The 24,921-nt window shown below is 48.8% G+C and carries 24 protein-coding genes, 1 pseudogene and 1 riboswitch; of the genes and pseudogenes, 9 read left to right on the top strand and 16 right to left on the bottom strand.

The window, feature by feature from the left end; translation table 11 throughout:
• Positions 1 to 24 precede the first annotated feature (24 nt).
• Positions 25 to 471: a 50S ribosomal protein L9 gene (gene rplI / locus V3C10_01845; GenBank protein ID WVP62583.1), complete on the bottom strand. Its 447-nt coding sequence runs from the start codon at positions 469 to 471 to the stop codon at positions 25 to 27.
• A gap of 2 nt (positions 472 to 473) precedes the next feature.
• A complete protein-coding gene (locus tag V3C10_01840; GenBank protein ID WVP62582.1) occupies positions 474 to 2,519 on the bottom strand; it encodes a DHH family phosphoesterase in 2,046 nt (681 codons plus the stop codon).
• A 314-nt stretch (positions 2,520 to 2,833) separates the two neighbouring features.
• Between V3C10_01840 and V3C10_01835 the strand changes: the two genes are divergently transcribed.
• The 9 genes from V3C10_01835 (at position 2,834) to thiD (ending at position 10,384) form a co-directional block, all read left to right on the top strand.
• On the top strand, positions 2,834 to 3,136 hold the full coding sequence (locus V3C10_01835; protein WVP62581.1) for a hypothetical protein: 303 nt from the start codon (positions 2,834 to 2,836) through the stop codon (positions 3,134 to 3,136).
• Between the two features lie 81 nt (positions 3,137 to 3,217).
• A complete protein-coding gene (locus V3C10_01830) occupies positions 3,218 to 3,763 on the top strand; it encodes a sigma-70 family RNA polymerase sigma factor (GenBank protein WVP62580.1) in 546 nt (181 codons plus the stop codon).
• A complete protein-coding gene (locus V3C10_01825) occupies positions 3,756 to 4,454 on the top strand; it encodes a DUF4367 domain-containing protein (GenBank protein ID WVP62579.1) in 699 nt (232 codons plus the stop codon). The genes V3C10_01830 and V3C10_01825 overlap by 8 nt, the downstream gene beginning before the upstream one ends.
• A gap of 95 nt (positions 4,455 to 4,549) precedes the next feature.
• Positions 4,550 to 4,972, top strand: coding sequence for a hypothetical protein (locus V3C10_01820; protein WVP62578.1), 423 nt, complete (start codon positions 4,550 to 4,552; stop codon positions 4,970 to 4,972).
• Positions 4,973 to 5,554: 582 nt separating this feature from the next.
• Positions 5,555 to 5,661: riboswitch (TPP riboswitch) on the top strand.
• Positions 5,662 to 5,887: 226 nt separating this feature from the next.
• Positions 5,888 to 7,195: a phosphomethylpyrimidine synthase ThiC gene (gene thiC / locus V3C10_01815; protein ID WVP62577.1), complete on the top strand. Its 1,308-nt coding sequence runs from the start codon at positions 5,888 to 5,890 to the stop codon at positions 7,193 to 7,195.
• Positions 7,196 to 7,365: 170 nt separating this feature from the next.
• Positions 7,366 to 7,950, top strand: coding sequence for an energy coupling factor transporter S component ThiW (gene thiW / locus V3C10_01810; GenBank protein ID WVP62576.1), 585 nt, complete (start codon positions 7,366 to 7,368; stop codon positions 7,948 to 7,950).
• A 34-nt stretch (positions 7,951 to 7,984) separates the two neighbouring features.
• Positions 7,985 to 9,001 (top strand): hydroxyethylthiazole kinase, encoded by a 1,017-nt coding sequence (thiM, locus tag V3C10_01805; GenBank protein WVP62575.1) that lies wholly within the window; start codon positions 7,985 to 7,987, stop codon positions 8,999 to 9,001.
• Positions 8,940 to 9,581, top strand: coding sequence for a thiamine phosphate synthase (thiE, locus tag V3C10_01800; GenBank protein WVP62574.1), 642 nt, complete (start codon positions 8,940 to 8,942; stop codon positions 9,579 to 9,581). The genes thiM and thiE overlap by 62 nt, the downstream gene beginning before the upstream one ends.
• Entirely contained in the window at positions 9,578 to 10,384 is an 807-nt protein-coding gene (thiD, locus tag V3C10_01795; protein WVP62573.1) for a bifunctional hydroxymethylpyrimidine kinase/phosphomethylpyrimidine kinase, read from the top strand. Before thiE ends, thiD begins: the two co-directional genes overlap by 4 nt.
• A gap of 79 nt (positions 10,385 to 10,463) precedes the next feature.
• Here thiD and V3C10_01790 read toward each other — a convergent pair whose 3' ends face one another.
• The 14 genes and pseudogenes from V3C10_01790 to V3C10_01725 form a co-directional block, all read right to left on the bottom strand.
• Positions 10,464 to 11,807, bottom strand: a complete 1,344-nt coding sequence (locus V3C10_01790; GenBank protein WVP62572.1) for an amidohydrolase family protein — start codon at positions 11,805 to 11,807, stop codon at positions 10,464 to 10,466.
• A 132-nt stretch (positions 11,808 to 11,939) separates the two neighbouring features.
• Positions 11,940 to 12,305: a YmaF family protein gene (locus V3C10_01785; protein WVP62571.1), complete on the bottom strand. Its 366-nt coding sequence runs from the start codon at positions 12,303 to 12,305 to the stop codon at positions 11,940 to 11,942.
• A 251-nt stretch (positions 12,306 to 12,556) separates the two neighbouring features.
• A pseudogene (locus V3C10_01780) lies at positions 12,557 to 12,889 on the bottom strand (group II intron maturase-specific domain-containing protein).
• Between the two features lie 409 nt (positions 12,890 to 13,298).
• The gene (locus V3C10_01775; protein WVP62570.1) at positions 13,299 to 13,913 is read right to left on the bottom strand and encodes a cytidylate kinase-like family protein; all 615 of its coding nucleotides are present in this window, start codon (positions 13,911 to 13,913) and stop codon (positions 13,299 to 13,301) included.
• 152 nt (positions 13,914 to 14,065) lie between these two features.
• Positions 14,066 to 14,560 (bottom strand): MarR family transcriptional regulator, encoded by a 495-nt coding sequence (locus tag V3C10_01770; protein ID WVP62569.1) that lies wholly within the window; start codon positions 14,558 to 14,560, stop codon positions 14,066 to 14,068.
• Between the two features lie 245 nt (positions 14,561 to 14,805).
• Positions 14,806 to 15,381, bottom strand: a complete 576-nt coding sequence (locus tag V3C10_01765) for a biotin transporter BioY (GenBank protein WVP62568.1) — start codon at positions 15,379 to 15,381, stop codon at positions 14,806 to 14,808.
• A 53-nt stretch (positions 15,382 to 15,434) separates the two neighbouring features.
• Entirely contained in the window at positions 15,435 to 16,391 is a 957-nt protein-coding gene (bioB, locus tag V3C10_01760; protein ID WVP62567.1) for a biotin synthase BioB, read from the bottom strand.
• A 201-nt stretch (positions 16,392 to 16,592) separates the two neighbouring features.
• A complete protein-coding gene (hydF, locus tag V3C10_01755) occupies positions 16,593 to 17,882 on the bottom strand; it encodes a [FeFe] hydrogenase H-cluster maturation GTPase HydF (protein ID WVP62566.1) in 1,290 nt (429 codons plus the stop codon).
• A gap of 24 nt (positions 17,883 to 17,906) precedes the next feature.
• On the bottom strand, positions 17,907 to 19,325 hold the full coding sequence (hydG, locus tag V3C10_01750) for a [FeFe] hydrogenase H-cluster radical SAM maturase HydG (GenBank protein ID WVP62565.1): 1,419 nt from the start codon (positions 19,323 to 19,325) through the stop codon (positions 17,907 to 17,909).
• Positions 19,326 to 19,426: 101 nt separating this feature from the next.
• Positions 19,427 to 20,482: a [FeFe] hydrogenase H-cluster radical SAM maturase HydE gene (hydE, locus tag V3C10_01745; GenBank protein ID WVP62564.1), complete on the bottom strand. Its 1,056-nt coding sequence runs from the start codon at positions 20,480 to 20,482 to the stop codon at positions 19,427 to 19,429.
• Positions 20,469 to 20,756: a TM1266 family iron-only hydrogenase system putative regulator gene (locus tag V3C10_01740; protein WVP62563.1), complete on the bottom strand. Its 288-nt coding sequence runs from the start codon at positions 20,754 to 20,756 to the stop codon at positions 20,469 to 20,471. The genes hydE and V3C10_01740 overlap by 14 nt, the downstream gene beginning before the upstream one ends.
• A 371-nt stretch (positions 20,757 to 21,127) precedes the next feature.
• On the bottom strand, positions 21,128 to 22,435 hold the full coding sequence (locus V3C10_01735) for a citrate:proton symporter (GenBank protein ID WVP62562.1): 1,308 nt from the start codon (positions 22,433 to 22,435) through the stop codon (positions 21,128 to 21,130).
• A 68-nt stretch (positions 22,436 to 22,503) separates the two neighbouring features.
• Positions 22,504 to 23,457: a hydroxymethylglutaryl-CoA lyase gene (locus V3C10_01730; protein ID WVP62561.1), complete on the bottom strand. Its 954-nt coding sequence runs from the start codon at positions 23,455 to 23,457 to the stop codon at positions 22,504 to 22,506.
• Between the two features lie 66 nt (positions 23,458 to 23,523).
• Positions 23,524 to 24,909, bottom strand: coding sequence for a TIGR00366 family protein (locus tag V3C10_01725; protein ID WVP62560.1), 1,386 nt, complete (start codon positions 24,907 to 24,909; stop codon positions 23,524 to 23,526).
• Positions 24,910 to 24,921 lie beyond the last annotated feature (12 nt).

The following is a 24,921-nucleotide window of genomic DNA, read 5'->3' as shown; positions in this document are numbered from 1 at the left end:
CGATTCTTTCTGTGGGCGGTATTCTTAGCTTTCCACTACCTTAACAGCCAGCTTGCCGGTTACATCTTTGTGGAGTTTAACAGGCACTTCGTGGGTTCCAAATGTTTTAAGCGGTTCCGGAAGAACCAGTTTCTTTTTATCTATTTCCATTCCCAGCTGATCCTGGATTGCCTTTGCAATCTCCTTGGATGAAACGGAGCCGAACGCTTTTCCGCCCTCTCCTGCCTTGATAGAAAGTGTAATCGATTTACTTCCAAGTTCTGCAGCCAGATCTTTTGCCGCCTGAAGCTGCTCTGCAGCAATCTTGTCGGCGTTGGCCTTCTGCAGCTTTAAATCGTTGAGGTTCTTTGAAGTTGCTTCAATTCCCAGTTTTTTGGGCAGGATAAAGTTTCTGGCATAGCCGTCGTTCACCTTTACGATCTGTCCCTTTTTTCCTAATGCTTTTACATCTTCCAATAATACAACTTCCATTTCTATATATCCCCTTTCTCCAGCATTACTGTGATAATCTCTTTTAATTTGTCCTTTGCTTCCTCTATCGTTGCGTCTTTCAACTGGGCGCCTGCTATGGTTCTGTGACCGCCGCCTCCCAGTTTCTCCATCATGATCTGGACATTGATCTCGTCGATGGAACGGGCGCTGAAATAAATGGTATCTCCCAGTTCCGTAAGGACAAAGGAAGCTTTAATCCCTACGATATCGAGCATCTCATTGGCCGCCTGGGCGCCGACTACCGTCGGGCTCTCAATGCCTTCGGCCGGGCATTCTGAGATGGCAAAATAATCTTTAAATATCTCCGCTTTCTGGATGGCCTCGGCTCTCGCCTTATAATCCTCCAGCTTATCGCGGAACAGCTTTCTGACCCTGACCACATCGGCGCCGTTCCTGCGCAGGAACGCTGCCGCCTCAAAGGTTCTGACTCCGGCCTGGTTCATAAAATTATTCGTATCGATTACAATTCCGGCATACATGGCATCCGCCTCGGCCGGTTTGATCTTGATGCCGTCGCCAATGTACTGGAGCACTTCCGCAACCATCTCACAGGTGGAGGATGCATACGGCTCCACATAGGACAGCACCGCATTGTCGATAATCTCGCTGCTCTGTCTGTGGTGATCCAGCACTACAATCGTCTTAATCTGTTTCAGCAGTTCAGGCGCTTCCGCAATACTGGGCCTGTTGACGTCGACAACTACCAGCATTGTATTGGCATCCGCCCAATCCGAGGCCTCTTCCCCTGTCATCAGCAGATCATCGGGATAATCAGGATTGTTCTGAAATCTCGCCATCATCGGTTTAACGGAAGAATTGACGCTGTTGACCACAATCCTTGCCTTCTTGTTAAAAGAGGTGGCAATCCTGTAGATTCCGATGGCTGCGCCGAAAGAATCAATATCGCCGATTTTGTGGCCCATAATCAGCAATTTGTCTTTTGTATCCATGAGTTCGCGCATAGCGTGAGCTTTGACACGCGCCTTAACACGGGTCGTCTTCTCAAGCTGCTGGGACTTGCCGCCGTAATAACGGATTCTGGCCCCATCCTTGACCACGGCCTGATCGCCGCCGCGCCCCAGCGCCATATCAATGGCAGTTCTGGCATACTCATAGTTTGTAATATAGCTGCTTCCGTTCATACCCATACCGATACTGAGCGTAACAGCCATCTCGTTGCCGATATTAACCGTTTTGACATCTTCCAGAAGGTTAAAACGGTTCTCCTGAATCTCTTCCGTATACTGCTGTTTGATGACAAACAGATATTTATCCTTCTCCAGCTTCTTGACGATACCATCCATATTGGAGATGTACTTATTGATCTTGCGATCGATCAGCGCGGACAGCAGGGAACGTCTTACTTCCTCCACACTTTCCAGCGCCTCCTCGTAGTTGTCCAGATAAATCAGTCCCGCCACGAGCTTCTGGTTATCAATTTCCCTCTTATAAGAGAGCACCTCCGTCTCATCAAACAGGTAAACCGCAAGCAGCATCTCCTCGGGGATTTCCTGATTCAGGTCGAGCCTCAACCCTTCGTTCTCATCCACGTAAATCTGTCTGATATCAACACGGTAAAACTTCCCGTCAAATGAAGAGTGGATACTGGAATTTCCTTCTATCTCATCCAGCATCTCCTTTGTAATCTCCGGGAACAGCGCCGCCAGGCTCTTCCGGCAGCCCTTATCCTCCTGGACAACATCCGCAAAAGCCTTGTTCATCCAAATCAGATGGCCTTCCGCATCGGCTATTGCATATGGCATCGCCATCTCGGAAAGCAGCTGTTTCTGAATTCCTGCATATTCTGCCGAGAATTCCACCAGCCCGCCCATGAGCCGCTTTCTCCTGTACAGGAACAGCCACAGGGCAACCACAACATAAAGTAACGTAAATCCGGACATGGCAAAACCGGCCTTGGGACTTATCGCTCCAACAACCAGATTCGCTGCCATCAAAAAGACCGACAATATCAATGGCCATTGCAGATAGAACCGCAGCTGGCCTTTTATTTTTGTATTTTCTCTCATTCTCTGTCTCCCGTGAAAAAACACCCACCTATTCTCAACATTATAACATAAAGAAATCTGTTAGTCCAGAAATAGATTAAGCCACAGCCGGCGGGCAGCGGCCGCAGCGTTACTGTACACTCCGTGTCCGGTAACACGCTGCACGATATACAGAAACGGCGAAAAATGCCTTTCCGCACTTCAATCCTCGGGTTTTCTATGACTTCCGCTATGCCCCGGTTTAACAATGGCGGCAAAAAACAATGTGATTTGTCACCTCCATCTTGACTTAGTGGATGATATGATAAATGATAAGTAAAAAGGAGGAAATCTTTATGAAACTAAGCCATTCATTCAGTGGTTCTTTGAGGCAATTTTCATATTGGATTGCAAATGGAACCGTGGGTTATCCGCTGTTAGAGGGGATTGACTATATAAGTGTTTTCAGGGAAGAACCGTCTCTCCTGGAGTGTGCATATGCAATTTTTGCAAACAACATTGAAATGGATGAAAACGGCACGGTGCTTAATGAAAAGTATGCCGAGCATCGCGCCGCACAATATATCAGACAGTATTGTGACCCCGCCTATACTGCAACACCCGGTTTTGACGGTTCTGATGAATGTGAGCTGTACTGATTTCATCAGAGCCTGAAGCCGGGTGTATCTGCCGTAATATGCAAATAATAATTTATCACGTACAAAAGAGGGCTAATGAGTATGATTCTATTAAGCATGATCGACGGGGAAGCAGAGCTCTCCAAATTTCGTCATATTTATGAGCGGTACAAAAATATGATGTATCAGGTTGCTTTTAATGTTGCCAAAAATCAACACGATGCAGAGGATATTGTTCAACTTTCATTAATCAAGCTTATTGACATTTTATACAGAATTGACGAAAATGAAATTGAAACGCCGCGTTGTAAAAATTTACTGATAACAATAACAAAAAATACCGCAATTGATCACATCCGAAAAGCCAACCATACACCAATTCCCTTTGAAACGGTTGAAAAAACAGAAGCCGGCAGAAGTGCAGAGGATCTGTATATTGAGACAGAAGATTATAAAACAGTAATTCAACTGATAAACGAACTGGACGACAAGTATAAGGAAATACTGCGTCTGAGAATTCTTCACCACTTAACTTCCAAAGAAACAGCGCAAATCCTGAACATAACTGAATATAACGTCAACACTCGGCTTTCCAGAGCGAAAAAAGTACTGGCCGAAAAGTTAAAGGGGTGTAAAAATCATGAATGATGATTTAATGAAAAAGAAAAGTGATTATTTGTTAGAATTAGCTCTGGAGGAGCAGCTTGAATCCGACGAAGAAATGAATGCATACAACCTCGACGCGGAAAGTATCCATACATTCTCAGACGAGCATAACCGCAGGGTCGATGAAATTCAAAAAAGAGCGGAAAAACGCAATTTATTCCCCAAACAATTTCCAAAGAAACGGCTGCGGGCCATAGTCTGCCTGTGTTTCGCATTAACGATCAGTGTTTTTGCCGTAACCAGTGTAGAGGCATTCCGGTTACCGTTGGTACGTTTTTTCATGGAGGTTAAAGAAAAATCAACTAAATTTAACTTTCAGGGGGAGAATAATACCAACTTGACAAAGGACTACCAGGCTTATGAACCGGGATATATTCCTGATGGCTATAGTTCGGCTGAGGTCAGCGAGGAGAAGGGAACATTTTTTATAAAGTATGTGAACAGCACAGGAACTCAGTCTTACATCTTCTACTACTATGATAACCCTTCGGCCATCGCAATTGATACAGAAGAAGCCGGAGTGAGCAAAGTTTTAATAAATGGAAACGAGTCTTATGTGATTGAAAAAAATGATGAATTAAAAGTTTTAATGAATAAAGATCATCATCAATTTTATATCCATGGTACACTCTCTTTGGATCAAGCCTGCAAAATTATGGAGAGTATAAAGTAAATTTTAAAACACAGGTATCCATATTCTCCTATCTTGTTATATTTATAATCTCCTATTCGTATAACTAAGAGAAAACAAAAAGGAGGAATCTGTGTATGAAAAACAAGATTCGAAAAATCATTGTAACTTTAGTTGTGGCTGTCTCTATGGTAACCTGCTTTGCCATGGCTGCATTTGCGAACACCCCTCAGCCAAGGTGGTCCCACTGGGCGATGTTGAGCGGCGGCATAGAAATTCCGTCCGATAATGTGGCGGAATGCACTGTTTTTGCCGATTGCAGCCCTGCGGAGGCCGATAATATCAAGGTGACCTGCGAACTGCAGCAGTACAAGAGCTCCTGGAAAACCATAAAATCTTGGACAGAGTCAGACCCCGACGGCACAACACTTTTGATGCAAAAATCTTATGGGATTGCCAAAAACTACAGCTATCAGTTAAAGGTAACTGCAAAGGCCTATAAAGGCACAAAATTATTAGAAACCGTAACAGAGTATTTTTCCTATGGTTATTATCAATAAACTAATTACAATATTATAAAATATCCACAGGGAGACAGCGAAACATAAAAAATTTGGCTGTCTCCTTTTTTTGCGGCATCCTGTATACAATATGTACAAGCTATGTTAATTTGAATAAATGTCTGCAACGTGTTTTATGTTTTTGAAATAAGAAGGGTAAAATGGAAAGGAGCCGGTGGGTCTATTCCCACCGGCATGAGTATGAAAAAGTCTATGTAAAAGGGTGTTTCCCTGTCTGACTATTACTATACAGGAAATGTGTGACGAAAGTTTGACCAGTGGATAAAGAAAAAATAAAATCAATTAAGACTTTCTGGCAAAAGTGTGAAGAACAGTAAAACGGACCCAGGAGGGATTTTTATATCATAGGACCACTTTTCTATGATACAAAAAGGGGGAGCCGGCCAGGATTGCTCCTGCCGGCATGAGTATGAAAAAGTCTATGTAAAAGGGGGTTTTCCTGTTTGATTACTACTATACAGGAAATATATGGCTAAAGTTTGGCCTGGGGATAAAGAAAGAATAAAAAGAATAAAGACTTTCTAATAGAATTATTGACAAAAGTAAATTACAGTGATACACTCACCATCAACAGGGAGCTCGTAAGCGGGCTGAGAGGAAGTAATCGAACTTCGACCTATATAACCTGATTTGGGTAATGCCAACGTAGGGATCATACATGACGGATATTAAAAAATCAAGTCTGGGATCTGTTGGTCCCAGGCTTTTTTGATTCATAGGAAACTACGTCCTATGAATCAAAAAATGCTTCGCAAGGATGCGCACGCCGCGCAGAGGTGAATAGTTGCTGAAGCAACCGCGCGGCAGCGCAAGAATCCCGCATGCGGAATTCTTTGTTCTTGCAGTAAAAATAGCCGCGATCCCTCCAAAACAAAAAACAAGGAGGACATGAGCATGAATTACACCACCCAGATGGATGCCGCAAGAAAGGGCATCCTGACCAGAGAAATGAAAAATGTAGCCGAAAAAGAGCATTTTGATCCCCAGGAACTGATGCGCCTGGTTGCCGAGGGGAAGGCAGCCATTCCGGCCAACAAGCTCCACACTTGTCTGGAACCGAACGGAATCGGCTCCATGCTGAGAACCAAAATCAACGTAAACCTGGGCACTTCCCGGGACTGCAATGATCTGGATATGGAGCTTGCCAAGGTAAACGATGCCGTAGCCATGGGCGCCGAGTCCATCATGGATCTGAGTTCCTTCGGTGATACCGGAAAGTTCCGCCGCAAGCTGACTTCCGAGTGCCCGGCCATTATCGGAACGGTTCCCATTTACGACGCCGTCGTCTATTATCACAAGCCGTTAAAGGAAATTACATCCGAAGAATGGATTGATATCGTGAAAATGCATGCCAAAGACGGTGTGGATTTCATGACCATCCATATCGGAATTAATAAAAACACGGCAAACCGGTTCAAAGAGGCAAAGCGCCTGACCAACATCGTGTCCAGGGGCGGTTCCATTATCTTCGCCTGGATGGAGATGACCGGACTTGAAAATCCATTTTATGAGCACTTTGACGAAATCCTGGATATCTGCCAGGAATATGATGTGACACTGAGTCTGGGAGACGCCTGCCGTCCCGGCTGTATTGCCGACGCCTCCGATATCTCGCAGATAGAAGAACTGATTACCCTGGGAGAGCTGACCAGAAAAGCCTGGGAAAAGAATGTCCAGATTATCATCGAAGGCCCCGGCCACATGCCTTTGGATCAGATTGCCGCCAACATGAAAATTCAGCAGACCATCTGCCAGGGAGCCCCCTTCTATGTCCTCGGCCCGCTTGTAACGGATATTGCGCCGGGTTATGATCACATTACCGCCGCCATCGGAGGCGCCATTGCCGCAGCGTCCGGAGCTTCCTTCCTCTGCTATGTCACCCCTGCGGAGCATCTGAGACTTCCCGATCTCGACGATGTAAAAGAAGGAATCATCGCCTCCCGAATCGCCGCCCATGCCGCCGATATCGCCAAGGGAATTAAGGGCGCCGCCGACTGGGATCACGAGATGAGCGAGGCCAGAAAACGGCTCGACTGGGAGAGAATGTTCCATCTCTCCATTGACCCGGAAAAAGCCAAACGCTACCGTGCCGCAGGCAAGCCGGAAAAAGAGGATACCTGCTCCATGTGCGGTAATTTCTGCGCCGTTAAGAATATGAACCGCATCCTGGATGGGGAAATCGTCAGCATTTTTGACGAATAATTAAAAATCCCCCTTCATGCTTCATTGACCACAACATTTTATTGTATATAACGTTTCTTTGCTCATAACCGTGCATTAACCTATATTTCCCGATACATAACCTGCATTTAAAACCGGATGTTGCTGCGTTGTGAGCAGAATCTTAAAAAGTAAGGAGTAAAGAGAATCTAATGAAAAATCAAACTACCACATTATTCGGAAATAAAGAAACCGCCTCCCCGTCTAACTATACACCGGACAGAGCGGCAAACACACTGAGCCTGAAAAAGACGGTTCTTGGCGGAATGCTGGTGGCCCTGACCGTGGCGCTGTCCGGCTTCTCCGTTCCCATCGGAGCATCCAGATGTTTCCCGGTTCAGCATTTTATCAACGTCATTGCCAGCGTTTTCCTCGGTCCTTTGTATGGCGTCTGCATGGCATTCTGCACCTCCCTGATAAGGAATCTGATAGGGACCGGAAGTCTGATGGCTTTTCCGGGCAGTATGGTCGGCGCTTTCCTGGGTGCATTTCTTTTCCAGAAAACAGGCCGTTTTGTCCTTGCCTACCTCGGTGAAGTAGTTGGAACCGGAATCATCGGCGCCCTTCTCTGCTATCCGATAGCCGTTTTTCTGATGGGAAAAGAGATTGCTCTTTTCTTCTACGTGGTGCCTTTTTTAACCAGTACCGTATGCGGAACCGCCATGGCCGTGGTCCTTTTGGAAATCCTGCGCCGCTCACCGTTATTTTCCCACCTTCACAGAATGATACAGAACTGATTCCAGCCTCAAAAGAGAAGAGGGACAGAAAATTATGATTAATGAGCCATTCTCAACAATATCTCCATTTCCGGAGGCAAACTCTCTATTCCCGGATGAAATTCTGCGTCTTCCGCAGCTCATCCGGGACCGGTCACCTCTGATTCACTGCATTACGAACTATGTAACCGCCTGTGAAGTAGCCAACATCATATTGGCCGCCGGAGCCGCACCCGTTATGGCTGATCACCCGGATGAGGCTGCCGATGTGACCTCCCGCAGTGACTGCCTGCTGCTGAATTTCGGAACTCTGAAAGAATCATCCGCAGCTGCCATGAGCAGGGCAGGCACAAAAGCCGGAGAGCTTGGCCTTCCCCTCATCCTGGATCCGGTAGGGATCGGCTCTTCCCCGTACAGGACCTCCTCTATCCTGAACGTACTGAGCCAGGTGACTCCTGCGGTAATACGCGGAAATGCCTCTGAAATCAAACGGTTATACCTGGAATTGACGCGCGGGACTGCTGCGGAGTGTAAAATCCCGTCCCCTCAGGTTCAGGATTCCCCACGAGGCGTTGACGCTTCAAAGCAGGATCAGATAACACAAACAAACCTTTCCCCCCTGACCGGCGCTGCGCGCGGTTTATCGGAATTAACAGGAGCCGTTGTCGTCATGACGGGGGAAACTGATCTTGTAACTTTCAAAGATAAAACCATGCTGATCCAAAACGGCTGTCCTATGATGTCGCGCATCACCGGCAGCGGCTGCATGCTGGACGGAATCATTGCCGCCTATGTCTCAACCGCGATACTTTCTGCTGGTCCTGCCACAGAATCCACCGAAACCGCAATACATTCCGCCACGGCCCTCGCAGTCTCGGCGGCAGGTCTCTGCGGGGAGCTTGCTTACCGGAAAGTAGAGGAACGCGGTGAGGGGACCGGGAGTTTTCTCCGGTATTTTACCGACTATGTCAGCCTGCTTGATGAAGAAACATTGAAAAGAGGGATGAAAATTGAAATTCAATCGATCCGATTGTCTGCTGTATGCAGTGACAGACCGGTCATTTACCGGTGAAAAGACACTGGAGCAGATGGTCCGTGAGGCTCTGGCCTCCGGTGTCACGATGCTTCAGCTCAGAGAGAAAGACCTGGATGAGCGCCGTTTTCTGGAGGAGGCTCTGTTGATGCGCAGACTCACAAGATACTACGGCGTTCCCCTGATCATTAACGACAACGTGGAAATAGCGCTCCGCTGTCAGGCCGACGGCGTCCATGTCGGTCAGGATGATATAAATGCCGCCGAAGCGCGTTTGGCAATTGGCTCCAATATGATTCTGGGCGTCACTGCCAAAACCGTGGAACAGGCAAAACTGGCCGAAGCACAGGGAGCCGACTATCTCGGATCCGGCGCCGTTTTCGGCAGTCAAACGAAAAAAGAGGCTCTTCCGATGACATTTGATACTCTCTCGGCTATCTGTAAAAACGTCTCCATTCCTGTCGCAGCAATTGGCGGCATCACTGCGTCAAACGTCACAAAGCTTACAGGTACCGGAATCGCCGGAGCCGCTGTTGTATCGGGTATCTTCGGCCAAAACGATATCTCTCTGGCCGTCCGCACGCTGAAAGACAAACTTATAAAGGTGGTTAATCCATGATGCGCGTTCCTTCCGTACTTACCATTGCAGGTTCAGACTCCGGCGGCGGAGCCGGTATCCAGGCAGATATTAAAACCATCACGGCGCTGGGTCTTTACGCCTCCAGCGCCATTACCGCCGTTACCGCCCAGAATACACTCGGCGTCCAGATGATCCGGCCGGTCTCCCCTGAGCTTTTGGCCGCCCAGTTGGACAGTGTATTCTCCGATCTCACGCCCCAGGCTGTAAAAATCGGAATGCTGGGCACAAAAGACGCCATACTGACCGTGGAAGACAGAATTAAACATTATTCACCTGCCTATATTATCCTGGATCCTGTCATGGTCTCCACCAGCGGGAAAAGACTTTTGGGCGAGGAGGCATTAGCCGCATTGTCGGAAAACCTGATCCCCCTGGCATCATTAGTTACGCCCAACATTCCGGAGGCCGAGGTACTTTTGGGCGGCATCACAATCCAAAGCAGGGAAGACATGCAAAAGGCCGCCCTCCGGCTTTCCGGGTACTATCGCGTGCCCATCCTGCTCAAGGGCGGACATTTATCCTCGGGGGCCTGCGATCTTTTATGTATCGGCGAAACGATCCACTGGTTTTCCGCTCCCCGTATTGCAAACCCAAACAGCCACGGTACCGGCTGTACGCTCTCTTCTGCTATCGCCTGCGGCCTCGCAGAGGACATGTCCCTGGAACAGAGTGTCGCCCGCGCAAAACACTACCTGTCCGGTGCTCTGGGCGCCGGGCTTGACCTTGGAAACGGAAACGGCCCTTTATACCATGCCTGGAACATTAGCAGCGAAAACCGGTAGGCGAAGCTTACCGGTTTTCGTTTACTCAATCAATCGCTTACCCGAGCAATCGTTTACACAATAACACGGCCTGTTCCGTTTATCGGCCACCCTGGTATACAATTTTTCCGCCGTTAACCGTAAAAAGAATCCCCGCCGGAGCCAGACCGCAGACATCCACCCCGAACTTTGCCCTGTCAGCAATGGTTTCAGGGTTAAAGACAACGAGATCCGCATCACAGCCGGCAGCCAGCCGCCCCTTAGAATCAAGTCCCATACGCCTGGCCGGAAGCAGCGTCAATTTACTGATTCCAGTCATCAGATCCATCAATTTCCGTTCACGGACAAAATGCCCCAGAAATCTGGCCGGGCTTCCCGCCCCTCTGGGATGACCCAGAATGTGTCCATCCACCGTTGCCTGCATATTGCCGTCACTGCCCACCATTACATAGGGCAGTTGATACGCCGCTTCCACATCCTCCATCGGCATCGCATTGTGACATGCCGTCATGATACTCTCCGGCTCTTTTCTCAGACGTTTAAACAGCTCCTTATTGCAGTACTGACCCGCGTATTCACCGGTCAGGATTTCCAAATCTTCCACGGAGAAATTAAAATTATCAAATGCACCCTCGTCAAATACCGCCGACTGAAGGACGGTAGACCATACGTTGTACGGATACATGTCGCAGGTAATATCGGCTCCTGACGCCCTGAGCCTTCTGTCCGCCCAGGCCACCTTTCCTTCTCCGTAAACATTAGCGGCAAAGTGTGAGATCTCAAACTTCGCTCCCGTCTTCTCCGACAGGGCAATCACTTCCTCCAGCGTTTCCTCCACCTTCTCCGGATAGCCGTAACGCATATGGACGGAAACGATCCTGTCATTAGCAGCCGCAACCCTGCATAATGCCTCCTCCTCTTCCCAACAGGCGCCCGGATCGTACTCCAGGCCAAAAGACAGGCCGACAGCCCCTTCATCCATCATTTTCTGAAAAAGTGCACACATCTGTTCAATCTGCTCCCGGCCGGCCCGGTCATAGCTTCCCAGCCCCGCCTGCCTCCTGAGCGTCACATTTCCCGCCATCATATAGCAGTTGCACGGATATTCATTCTGTCTGACCGCCTCATAATATTTTGACGCAGAAGCAGAAGAACTGCCGCAGTTTCCCGTAATAATAGTGGTAACCCCTGTTTTTACCGCACATTCTGAAATTTGTCTCGGCAGCATGAGCTCCTGGTAATCGGAAATATCATCCTCATGGGTATGTATATCAATAAATCCCGGAGCGGTCACCATTCCACCGGCATTTATCATCACGGCTGCCTCCACCGGCTCTCTTGTTACAGAAACAATCTTTCCCCCTGAAACCGCCACCGCCCCCACGGCGTCGTATCCACTCTCCGGATCCATAATCCTGGAATTGTAAATACAAAGATCGTACATATGAACTCCTCCTCTCGCTTTCCTGTCAATCTGTTTCCATTATAGTCCCCGCCATGGTAAACTTCAATCTGTAAGGACATTATCCTTCCCTGTAATTTCAAAAGGCCGGGAACAGTTGTCCCGGCCGGTATATTAACAAGGTGCAATCGGGTTATCAATTAATGATGCAACCCTGAATTCATGAGTATGTCCATCTGCTGTAGTAGTGCATGCTTTAGCAAAATGAACATGTCTTCCGTCTCCTACCGGAATAGCCGGGGAGGAAGTTCCTGTAAATTTATGAAAATGTCCGTCGTATGCATCCGTCCGGAAAGTCACTTCGTGAACATGGCTTCTGCCACATGGAATAGCTTCCCCGGAAACGGCCGCAAACCGATGGTTATGAGCTTCTTCACAGGACTCGGCGATAAATGTGCTGCCAACCACTTCGTGAACATGCTGTTCCCGGCGAACAGGATAAACAGCGGCTTCCCGGTAGTTGTCACATGAGTCATACATGGTTGAGGTCCCTTTCAGGTTGTTTTAATATTAGTATATGGACAAGAATAAAAAGTGTGAGAAATGCATATTACACCTGCCCGCTGGTACACATCCCCCATTGGGCATGCTTTTTATCCCCCCAGAGCTTTCCTGCAGAAGAATAAGGAATCCCGTGAGCGGGATTCTTGCGCTGCCGCGCGGTTGCTTCAACAACTATTTACCTCTGCGCGGCATGTGCATCCTTGCGGAGCGTTTATTAATTCATAGGACTGTTTCCATATACACATTCGGATTCTGTGGTATAGCCACTTATTAAGTTCCTCTATTCGGTTCCTCATATCCGCAACCCCATAATAATTCAGCCATCCTCGCATATACTCTTTTATCTTTGCTAATACAAGCCGTATGCTCTGGACAGTCCTTCGGGAACTAAGTTCTTTCAGTTTTGACTTCATTTTCTTCCATGACTTTCCATGAACCCGGACATAGATGCCTTTTCCGTTCTTTCCCAATGTAAAGCCAAGGAATTTAAAATTTCGGATTGCAAACACGCTCACTACACGGCTTTTCTCTTGGTTCACTTTCAATTTCAGCGTCCCTTCCTTTCGATAATGGTTATCCCTTTCAGGACATTCCGCACAGACCTCCCCGGGTACCACACGTCTCTTTCTCTCCATCTATCTGCCACATTTACCATACGTGATTCCGTGTGGTTATTGGGCTTCGACTTGTCTAGCAGCCTTACCCTCACGCATGGCCTGATGTGGTTTCTGTCCGTCAGACCAGAGATTTGCCCATGGGTTAGTATGTTTCCCACATCCGGCTTCCTTCAGATTTCACCTCACGGTGGACACCCTTGCCTTCGGCTATATCCTTCCCACCACCGGGCGGATTCCGGACTTTCACCGGTTAGAGACGTGCGCCGCCGGGCGTACTAGAAAAAGGGCCCGGACTCAACGTCCGGACCCTGCCGCCGCTCCCTTTGGAGCGCCTTAAAACATACCGCCGCTGTTATTTAACGGCTTCACACAACAACTCTACACATTTCTCGAGGCCCAGGTCCCCGCTGTTCAGCATCAGATCGTAATTCTCGCGGCTTCCCCACTTCTGATTCGTATAGTTCTCATAGTGGATACGCCTTCTCTTATCAGTCTGGTACATAAACTCATCAATATATTCTTCAATCTCTCCGTACTCTTCAATGGCCCGCCTCTTTCTGATATCCCGGTCCGCATAGATGAATACACGCAGCACGTCCGGACGGCTCTTCAGAATATAATCGGCGCAGCGGCCTATAAAAATACAGGGGCCTCTCTTGGCCGCTTCCTCAATGGCCTTCTTCTGTGCCTGGTAAATCTGCTCCGTCAGCGGAAGCTCCGTAATCTTAGGTTCTTTCGGATAGGAAATCCCATACAGCGTTCCCATGGCAAAATTGTAAAGCAGGCTGTTGGTCAGTCTCTGTTCCCTGTCGGCAATCATATCAACAGGAAAACCGATCTCCTTTGCCGCGGCCTCGATCAGTTCTTTATCGTAGAACTCCATCCCAAGTTTCTTAGCCACCGTCAGTCCAACCTCGCGGCCTCCGCTTCCGTATTCACGGCTGATTGTGATAATCTTTTTTTCCATAATACAGGCCTCCTCCCATATATCTGCAGTTGATACAGCACTGTAATTCTTACTTATATAATACCACAACAGGAGGTAATTTACAATCAACTATGGTCCGCCGTAAGAAGCGCCGGTTCCTGCCGATTACCGGGCCGGGAGCAGAAAATAAGTCATACGGAGTCTTTCTGCCCCAGCTGCATGCGGCTCTCTTCCACATCCAGGACAAAACTTTTGTTCATCTTTTTCTGGATTGCCATATAGATCCGGAAATCGTTCTCATCAAACTCCTCTAACTCCTGATACATCCGCAGATAACAGCGGGATTCGAACTGTTCATGGTCCTGAAAAATTTTCCTGCCTTCATCCGTCAGAAACAGGTTGTATTCCCGGTTATTCTTCTCATTCCTCGTCTGTTCGATCCAACCTTTCTGGCGCAGCTTCTTAACTATCTGGGAACATGCGCTGGTGGTCTTTTTCAGCCTCGCCGCCAACTCGGAAGCCGTAATTCCCGGCATGCTGCCCGCCAGATGAATCAGTTTCGATTCCGCCTGGTATAACGTGGCACTCCCGTAATTATGCGGAATGGAATCATATTCCACCATTAGCCCGAACGCTTCATCCAAAACAGAAACCATTTCCTGGTACAATTTATAGCGACTATCCATATATCTCCATCCTTTGCTTTTTAGACGCTTTACTATTAAACACTTTACCATTAGATACTTTACTATTAAGTATATTTATATATTAGCACAGACTTCTCCCATCTACAAGGCAAATCTTAACCGTAAGCAGGGATACGGCCAAGCGGGTGGCGGCAGGCGTTAATCGGCTTCTCCATAAAAAAATGCCGGAGCTTCGATGTATTGGCACAACATCAAAATCTCCGGCATCTTTTCATTTCAAATTTTTATCTTCCGATTCTCCTGATTTCTTTCCTCAGTTTCGGCCCGATCAGAACGGCCAGAATTATCTTAGCTGCATCACCGGGAAGATAAGGAACCACGCCCACACCGAGACCGGCTGTGAAACTGATTCCAAGCTGCCCTGCCAGCCATATGGTTCCAAATACATAACATACCATTGTTCCGACAACCATCCCCAGTACATGGAACATGTATTTTCCCTGGAAATGATCGATAGCCCAGCCTGCAATGACTGCCATAAAGATAAAACCAACCAGATAACCGCCTGTAGGACCGGCCAGTTTTCCTACGCCGCCCGTAAAGCCCGAAAACACCGGGAGTCCGGCAAACCCGACCAGCAGATAAACAAGATAGCTTATTGTTCCTGCTTTCATCCCCAGCACATATACGGTCAAATAAATAGCTAGATTGGTAAATGAAATCGGCACCGGGCTGATAGGCAGCGGAATCGCAATCGGTCCCAAAATACAGGTAACTGCCGTCATTACTCCAATTAATGCCATCTGCTTTGTTGAGAGAACGTTTTTCCTCGTCACTCCCTGATTTGCTGTTTTCTCCATGATTATCTGTCCTCTTTCCTGAAATTCATTGTTAATCCGGTACATTTTCCAGCCTACACGGCCGCAAATCCCATTGCCGTCAGCATCTTAATATCCTCGGCAATCTTATTGCCCGAAGTGGTCAGCATATCACCTGTAATTGCGGCATTGGCTCCGGCTTTGAATGCCTTCTCGCCCGAATGTTCCATCCCGTTTCTGCCTGCTGCCAGCCTGACTTCCGCATCCGGGTTAATGTAGCGGAACATGGCGATGGTCCGCAGTATCTCTTCCTCGCCCAGGGGCGGAAGGGACTCAAACGGCGTGCCTTTAATCGGCTGAAGGATATTAATGGGAATCGAACTTATCTCCATCTCATACAAGCTGAATGCCATATCCATCCTGTCTTCCCATGTTTCCCCCATACCTATGATTCCCCCCGAACAGACCGTTAACCCCGCGTTCTTGGCCCTTCTAATCACTTCCAGCTTGTCATCATATGTATGTGTGGTACAGATATTGGGGAAATTACGCCGCGATGTCTCAATATTCGCATGGTAACGGGATACCCCTGCCTCCTTCAGTCTCATGAAATCCTCCTGGGAAAGCAGTCCGTGTGATGCGCACAGCTCAATCCTGCAGTTTTCCTTCATGTTTCTGTATGCTTCCAGCGCCTTATCCATCTCTTTGCCGCTCAAAGCCCTGCCCGATGTCACCACCGAATATCTGCCTACCTTCTGTCTCTCATGCCGTTTACAGTCCTCCAGAATCTCGTCCGGTTCCAGGAACGGATACTCGTCAATTCTGGCATAATGACAGGCCGACTGGGCACAAAACTTGCAATCCTCGCCGCAGCGGCCGCTCCGGCCGTTGATTATCGAACATAAATCTGCTTTGTCTCCCCGCAGTTCACGGCGTATCTTATCCGCTCCGCCGCAAAGTTCGTCGAGGTCTTCCTCCAGAAAGAAAGATAAATCGTCTGTCCGTGTCAGACGTCTTCCGTTTATTATTTCAACTGCTAATCTTTCGCTCATTGCAATCCCGCCTTTCGATATTGCCTATTATAAACAGGCTCCGCAAGATTGTCAACTATATTTTTATATATGGTTAACATTAGTAGTTCCTCCGGGTAACAGTTCATTCTGTCTGAACTGTTACCCGGAGGAACTTTTTCGGAGAAATTAAAAGAGAGCCCGGCTTGCCAGACTCTCTCCCGTATTACGCATTTCTGCATCCTATGAAAACAATGCCGTAAACGGCCTGATGCTCCTGTCCAGTATTTTGGTCATACATGCGATTGCAATCCCGTAATTTGTCATAGGGACGTTCTGATCGACCGCCATTCTGAGACGGTACTTCATTTCTCTCTCATTTAACATGCAGCCGCCGCAGTGGATCACCATATGATAGCCGGACAAGTCCTCCGGGAACTCGGTCCCGGATGTAAACACAAACTCCGGTTCCCGTCCCGTATATTCCCGGATCCAGGCGGGCAGCTTCTGTGTTCCGATATCGCCGCACTGGCGGTGATGGGTGCAGCCCTCGGATATCAGGATCCGATCGCCGTCCTCCACGGTTTTAAGCGCCCTCGCCCCCTGGCATGCCTGTCGCAGATCTCCCTTATATCTGGCAAACAGAATCGAAAATGAGGTCATTAAAATATGATCCGGAACCATTTTGTCCACCGCCGCAAAAACCTGGCTGTCCGTGATGACGAGTCTAGGCTGCCTGCTCAGGGAGGACAATACCGTTTCCAGCTCATTCTCCCTGCACATCACCGCCGATGCCCCGGTATCCAGAATATCTCGGATTACCTGCTGCTGGGGAAGGATCAGCCGCCCTTTCGGAGCCGCCTTATCAACCGGAATTACGAGTACGACAAGATCCGACGGTTTAATCAAATCCGCCACCAGTCTCCGTCCATCCCCTTCCGGGGTTACAAGACCGGCAATCCGCTCTTTGAGCTCGTGAATATGGTATCCCGTGGCCGCGCTGACCCATATCTCATGCCGCTCTGCGCCAGCCTCTCTCTCCTGTTCTCTGGCCGCCTCTGTCCACTGTTCCCGATTTTCGTCTCTGTCCGATCTTCTGCCCGGCTCTCCCTTCGCAGCTCCCGTTTCCGGTTCCCCGGTCAAATCCGTCTTGTTGTATGCAATCAGGTAAGGGATATTTTTTTTGCGGAAAATATGAATCAGTTCTTCTTCCTGCTCTCCCTTACCGGCTGCGGCGTCAACCACCAGAACCGCGATGTCCGTCTTATTCAGTATCTGACGGCTTTTTCCAATCCTCTTTTCACCCAGCTCACCCTCGTCGTCGATTCCCGGGGTGTCGATTATCATAACCGGCCCGAGGGGCAGAAGCTCCATGGATTTGTAAACGGGATCCGTCGTTGTCCCCTTCACTTCCGAGACAATAGCCAAATCCTGCCCCGTTACCGCATTGACCAGGCTCGACTTGCCTGCATTCCTCTTTCCGAAAAAACCTATATGTACTCTTTCTCCCGAGGGAGTCTGACTTAAACTCATCCGCACACCTCCCGACTTGTGACGCTAAAAGCGGAAATCTCTTTTACCGTGTTCGATTTCATCCAGATTTTTCAGGACGATTTCACGCACCTTTTCCTTAGGTATATTTTTTATCTCTTCAAGAATCAGTTTCTCCCCTATTTCCCGCGTATCCGGAGCCGCATAATCTTCCAGGTACTCCTTAAGCGTCATCAGGGCGTTGGGATGGCAGCAATTCTGTATCTGCCCGCTCTTGCAGAGGCTCATAAACCGATCCCCGGTTCTGCCCTCGCGGTAACAGGCGGTACAGAAGCTGGGAATGAATCCCTGATCCATCAGCCAGTGAACCACCTGATCCAGAGTCCGGTTATCACTGACGTCAAACTGGGCGGAATTTTCATCCTCCGGTTCCTCCTCGGCGTACCCTCCGACACTCGTCCTGGAACCGCCGCTGATCTGAGAAACGCCGAGTTTCAGCACTCTCTCCCTGCAGCTTTTGCTCTCCCTGGTGGAAATAATCATTCCGGTGTAGGGAACAGCCACCCTGATACAGGCCACAATTTTTTCAAATGTATCGTCGTCAATTCCATTGTCAAACTGGGCAGGATCAATATCATCGGCCCTCTTGATTCTCGGCACGCTGATTGTATGAGGACCGACTCCCTGAGCCGCCTCCAGATGTTCTGCGTGCATCAGAAGCCCTGCAAATTCATACCGGTAAAGTTCCAGCCCAAAAAGCACTCCAATGCCCACATCGTCAATTCCGCCCTCCATTGCCCTGTCCATGGCCTCAGTGTGATAACAGTAATCGTGTTTTGGGCCTGTCGGATGAAGTTTCTCATAACTCTCCCTGTGATAGGTCTCCTGAAACAGGATATAAGTCCCGATTCCGGCATCCTTGAGCTTCCTGTAGTTCTCCACCGTAGTGGCGGCGATATTGACGTTCACCCTGCGTATCTCACCGTTTTTATGCTTGATTCCGTAAATCGTCCTGATGCTCTCCAGGACATATTCAATCGGGTTATTGACCGGATCCTCACCCGTTTCCAGCGCCAGCCTCTTATGACCCATATCCTGAAGTGCAATCACTTCCCTGCGTATCTCATCCTGGGTCAGTTTTTTCCTGGCAATGTGCTTGTTCTTCAGGTGATACGGACAATAAACACAGCCGTTGATACAGTAATTGGACAGATAAAGAGGTGCAAACATAACGATTCTGTTTCCGTAGAAATCCTGTTTAATCTGTCTTGCCAGCTCATATACCGCCTCTACCTTCTCCGGTATCTGACAGGCAAGAAGGACCGATGCCTCCCTGTGGTCAAGGCCTTTTCTGAGTCTCGCTTTCGCAATAATCCGGTCTACCAGCTCCTCATTATCCTTGTTGGCCTCGGCATAGGCCAGAGTCTCCATGATTTCCTCATGGCTGATAAACTCTTCCGCTTTCTTTGATGATGGATTGTACATACATTTTTCCTTTCTTTGGAGTCAGGGGACGGAACCGGACAGCCCGTCCGCAGTATCATTTTACTGCAGGGACAGGACACGCTGGACCATTCTCTTCCTCTTTAGTTTGATTTATAGTCTCCACGGTCGACCGTAACCCTGTATCCAATCGCCTCCATGCTCTTTTTCAGAGAATTCAGGCTCTCGGCGGCTTCGTCTCCCGTACAGATTTTATTGTCATAGAGCAGATATTTATTCCGGACGTCAAGCGGTGAGAGATTCGGCATCACCACATTGGCACCGGCCAGAATTCCCATCTCCCTGCCCTGGGGATGGATTGTCCCGAGAGCCGTTGTGGCCGGTAACAGCACCCGCGGCATCATCAGGCGGATCAGTCCTAAGAGCCATAACGTCATCTCAAATGAGCCTGCCTTTTCGTCTTTAAACGGCGTATCATGCTGTGGGATAAAAGGCCCGATTCCCACCATCTGCGGCTCTAATTCCTTTATAAACTCCATATCCTTTGCCAGAAATTCCGCCGTCTGCCCCGGGGAGCCTACCATAAAACCGCAGCCGGTCTGGTAGCCGATCCGTTTCAGCTCTCTCAAGCACCGGATTCTGTGTTCCAGTGAAAGTTCCCCCGGATGGAGCGTCCCATAGTGGCCGGAGTCAGCCGTCTCATGCCTGAGCAGGTAGCGGTCGGCTCCCGCATCGAAAAATCTCTGGTAGGCGGACGTGCTTTTTTCTCCCAGTGAGAGGGTCACCGCACAGCCGGGGAATTTCTCTTTGATCCGGCCAACTACCGTCTCCACCCAATCATCGGTCATCACAGGATCCTCTCCCGCCTGCAGTACGAACGTCCGGAACCCGAGGCGATAGCCGCTTTCACAGCAGGACAGAATTTCTTCCCCGCTCAGACGGTAGCGCTGCGCATTCCTGTTTCCCCTTCTGATTCCGCAATAGTAGCAGTCATTTCTGCAGTAATTGCTGCATTCAATCAATCCCCGGATGTAGACGTCCTTCCCGTATTCCCGCTCTCTCACGGCTCTGGCATTTTCAAACAGATACTCTGCCAGTTCCGGTGTCCTTCCGTCAATCAGACTGATCCATTCCTCCCGGTTCAGACTCCCCGACTCCCGGAGCCTGTCGATCAGCGCTTTCAGCTCAGCCGTTCCCATCCGTTTTCTCCTCTTCCTCCCTGTTCCGGGTGACCTTGGAATAAACAGCTTTGGAAGTCACTCCCGGCAGCATTCCAAGCTTACCCGACAGGGCGCTGATTACGTCGGCCGGAGCGTCAATCACCACACTGATAATATTGATTTCCCTCTTGTGATAGGGAATTCCCATACGGCCCACAATATAATTGCTGTATTGGTGGAGCAGTTTATTAAGCGCCTCCACCGAGCTCTCTTTTTCTACCATTATCCCAATCAGGGCAACTCTTGAATCCATTATTCTCCTCTCCTGCCTAAAAAGGTTGCGGAGCGCCGGGTTTTCACGCCGGGCGCGGCCGCGCGGCTGCTTCAGCAGCTATTTACCTTTGCGCAGCATGTGCATCCTTGCGGAGCTTTTTTGATTCATAGGACGCAATTTCCTATAAATTAAAAAACACCCTGAAAAAGGGTGCAAAAATACCGCTGTCTGCTCCTCTTTCACCTCAGAATCCTCTTTGTGTCAGCGCAACATCTGAATTATTAATCTTATACGGTTGCCGTTATCCTCGCCGGCAGAACGAATCTTGCGGCTTGGAATATTTTGTTCATCGTAACACAGATGTGAGGGAGCGTCAAGATTTAAATCCAAACGCTCCCGCCACTCACATACTAATAAATATGCATCACACCCATAAGTAAAGCAATCACACAAAGTACAATACTGATGAGCCAGGCTTTGCCGAAATTCTTCTTCAGGTGTGCCGCCACTTCCACACCGGCAAGGCCGCAGGCCAGATACGTGGTAGGTTGCAGAGGGCTGACAATCATACCCACATTTTTGCCGACCAGCATGGCAACGCCTACATCCAGCTGAGGCACGCCGAATGCGGCTCCTGCTTCTCCCAGAAGAGGGAACACACCATAGTAGAAGGTATCCGCTCCCAATACTGCTCCCACAGGTACACTGACGAAACCGGCGATCAGGTTCATATAACGGCCCATAGCATGGGGAATGACAGCCAGCAGAACTTCAACCATGGCGTCCAGCATACCGGAGTTCTGCATCACCCCGATAAATACGGCGGCTGCCAGCAGGGTAGCCGACATGTTCAGGGATTCACTGGCATGGGCTTTAAAACGTGCCTGCTGTTCCTTGAGGCCGGGATAATTCACCGTAATACCGATACCAAAGGCAATCATAAAGCATACATGGGTCGGCATAACCGATAAGCAAAGACAGATAATAAGAATCAGGGTGAGCATGATATTGAACAGGAACAGCTTAGGCCGTTTAAGGGCTGCTGCCGCGTCATCCGTCTTTGTCTCAGACATCTCCTGAATTTCTTCAGCGCTGAATTGGCCCGCTCCCTTTTTCTTTTCAATTACACCGCAGATTACGGCTATCGCGATAACGGCCACCAGGCAGGCGCCCTGGAACGGAAGCAGCATATGCCACAATTCTGTGACATCCATCTCCATCACACTGGCAACACGGACAATGGGTCCGCCCCAGGGTACCAGATTCATCACGCCCATAGAGCAGCCGACGATTAAAAGCAGGGTATAGGGGGAAAGCTTCATCCTTTTGTATAAAGGCAGCATCGCCGGAATCGTAACCAGAACGGTGGTGGCTGTGGCTCCGTCCAGATGGCCTAAGACGGCGACAATAGCCGAAGCGACAGTAATTAGGATTACATTACCCTTGGCATATTTAACCAGTCCGTCTACAATAGGGTCAAACATTCCCGCATCGTTCATAATTCCAAAATAGGACGTGGAAAATATGAACAAAACGGCAGTTTTCCATACGGATCCTAATCCTCCATTCACCATCTCTCCAATTTCAGCAAAATTATTGCCCAGCGCCAAAGCTGCCACAACCGGAATCGTAACAAAAATAACAATAGGCATCATTTTGTTCCGCATCAGAAGAAACATGATGATAAACAACATAGCGAATCCAATAAATGCAGTCATAAGATTAAACCTCGTTTCCTGTGTATTTCACAATATAAGTTTCTTATCGTATATAAGGGATTTTGTTCTTATTTTCCCAGAGTCTGATTCTTAATCTGCCCCGTCGGCAGCTCGCGGATTAAATCCTTGGTTTTTCCGGCACGCAGCAAGTAACTGTCTGTGGGATGTCCCACCAGCTCCACTACCTTCCGGCTGACCGCCATGGCCTGATCCAGGTTGATACCGGTCTCCACCCCAGATTCCTCACACATGTGCAGTACGTCCTCCGTCGCCACATTGCCTGCGGCACCCGGCACAAACGGACAGCCGCCCACGCCGGCAAAGCTCGTGTCAAACTGTGTAAAACCGGCCTGCATTCCCGCCAGGATATTTGCAATTCCCAAACCGCGCGTGTTGTGAAAATGGAGCCACCAGTTTACCTGAGGATAACAGCGGCGCATCTCGGTACACAGATTGTAAACCTGAACAGGATACGCCATACCGGATGCATCCGACAGGCTGATTTCATCAATCCCTACCAATAAATAAGCATCCACTATATCTTTAACATCCTGAAGCGGAATCTCCTTATCCCAGGGTGAACCAAACGCCATGGAAATGGAACCGGAAATGCCGATATCCGCGGCGTTGGCCTTCTCAACACACTCTGAAAAACCGGCCACGCTCTGTGCCGGAGTCCGGTTCAGATTAGCCAGATTATGCGCTACACTGGCGGAGACATTCAGCTTCACCTTTTCACAGCCGCAGGCAGCCGCACGCTCCACACCGCGGACATTGGCAATCAAAGCACGGTACTCCACACCGGGTCTCTTTTCTATTTGCCGGAACACTTCATCTGTATTGGCCATCTGCGGCACTGCCTTGGGGCTGACGAAACTCCCCACCTCAATGACAGGAAAACCGGCTTCAGACATGGTGTTGATCAGGTCAATCTTATCTTCATCAGAAATGATTTTCTTCTCATTTTGCAGCCCGTCACGGGGGCCAACCTCGCAGATACGGATCTTTTTTATAATTTTCATTCCCATAACTATGTCCTTTCCACCAGCAGCCACTCCTTAAGCTGCCATCACTATATTATACATTGATTAACAATATCCCACTACAACGGCCAGCATCATAAATAGGCAGGCAAAAGCAGCCCAGACGACGAACGTTTTTCCCATCCATTTCATCCAACTTCCGTAGCTCACACCGCAGGCAGCCAGGAAAGCCATCAAGGATGAGGAATGGGGATAAATGTAATTGCTTAATCCGTCTCCATAGTTCAAAGCTAAAATCGCCGTTTCCTTAGACATTCCTATCAGATCGGCCACAGGCAGGAAGATAGGCATGGTAATATTGGCTTGTCCTGAACCGGAAGTCACAAAGAAATTAATAATTGTGTGTGCGACAAACATGCCCGGACCCTGCAGAAGACGGGGCATAGAATTCAAAATCTGTGCACAGTAATACACCACGGTATCCAGAATATTTCCGGCATCCATTGCAATGGCAATAGACCTGGCCAGGCCTATCATGATACAGGCGCCAATAATCACTTTGCAGCCGGCGACAAAACTGATACACATATTGTTCAGATTCTTCCGCCCGAAAATTTGTGAGACAATTCCTGTAACAAGAAAGCAGACTGCTGTTTCCTCATAGCTCCAGTCCAATTTTGCGCAGCCATAAATCAGGGCCGCCACTCCGGCCGCCAGAGAGGCCAAAACCAAACCGTCTTTCGTTGTGAATTCCGGCATATCCTCGACGGAACCCACGTCTGCAATATTCGGAATCCCGTATACAATACTCTTTGTCCCGTCCTCCCTCACCCGTTCCGCATAGCGCAGAATGCAGACCGTAGTAATCACTAGCATGCAGCCAAAACCAATCCAGCGGAACCCCATGCCATGGTAGAGAGGCAGGCCGGCCAGGGTATTTCCAATCGCAGTAGTGCTGATATTCAGCATACCGCAGGTACTTCCGAAGGAAGACGCCGTAATAATTACCGCTGCCGCTGTGAGAGCGTCATAACCCATGAGCAGGCACAGAGAAAGTACAACACCCGAAAATGGAATAAAATAGTTCATCTGAATCGGAACGCTCATGACACCAAAGGCAATCATCATAACGATAACCGTTTTGCGCGGCGCTTTTGCAAATTTGGTAGCCAGAATCCTCATTAATGCGTGAACGGAATTGGTGTCAATAAGCATCTGAACGCCGCCCGCAATAAAAAACATTGTGAAAATCAGATTTGCCTGTTTTACAAATCCCTGATATATCATATTGAGCATTTTAAACGGCGAGACCGGGCTCTGCTCAATAAAGTGAAAACCGTCCGCAATTACGGTTTCCTTTCCGCCAACCATCTCACGGGTGTATTCACCGGCGGGAATGAGATAGGTCAAAAAACAGGCGAGCAAAAGCATCGTAATCACGACCAGATATTCGTGAATATGTGGAAACTTAAATTTCTTATTTTCTTTCATCTTATTTGTCCC

It is taken from the genome of [Clostridium] symbiosum (assembly GCA_036419695.1).
Taxonomy (GTDB): domain Bacteria; phylum Bacillota; class Clostridia; order Lachnospirales; family Lachnospiraceae; genus Otoolea; species Otoolea symbiosa_A.
This window is presented reverse-complemented; position numbering and strand designations above follow the sequence as displayed.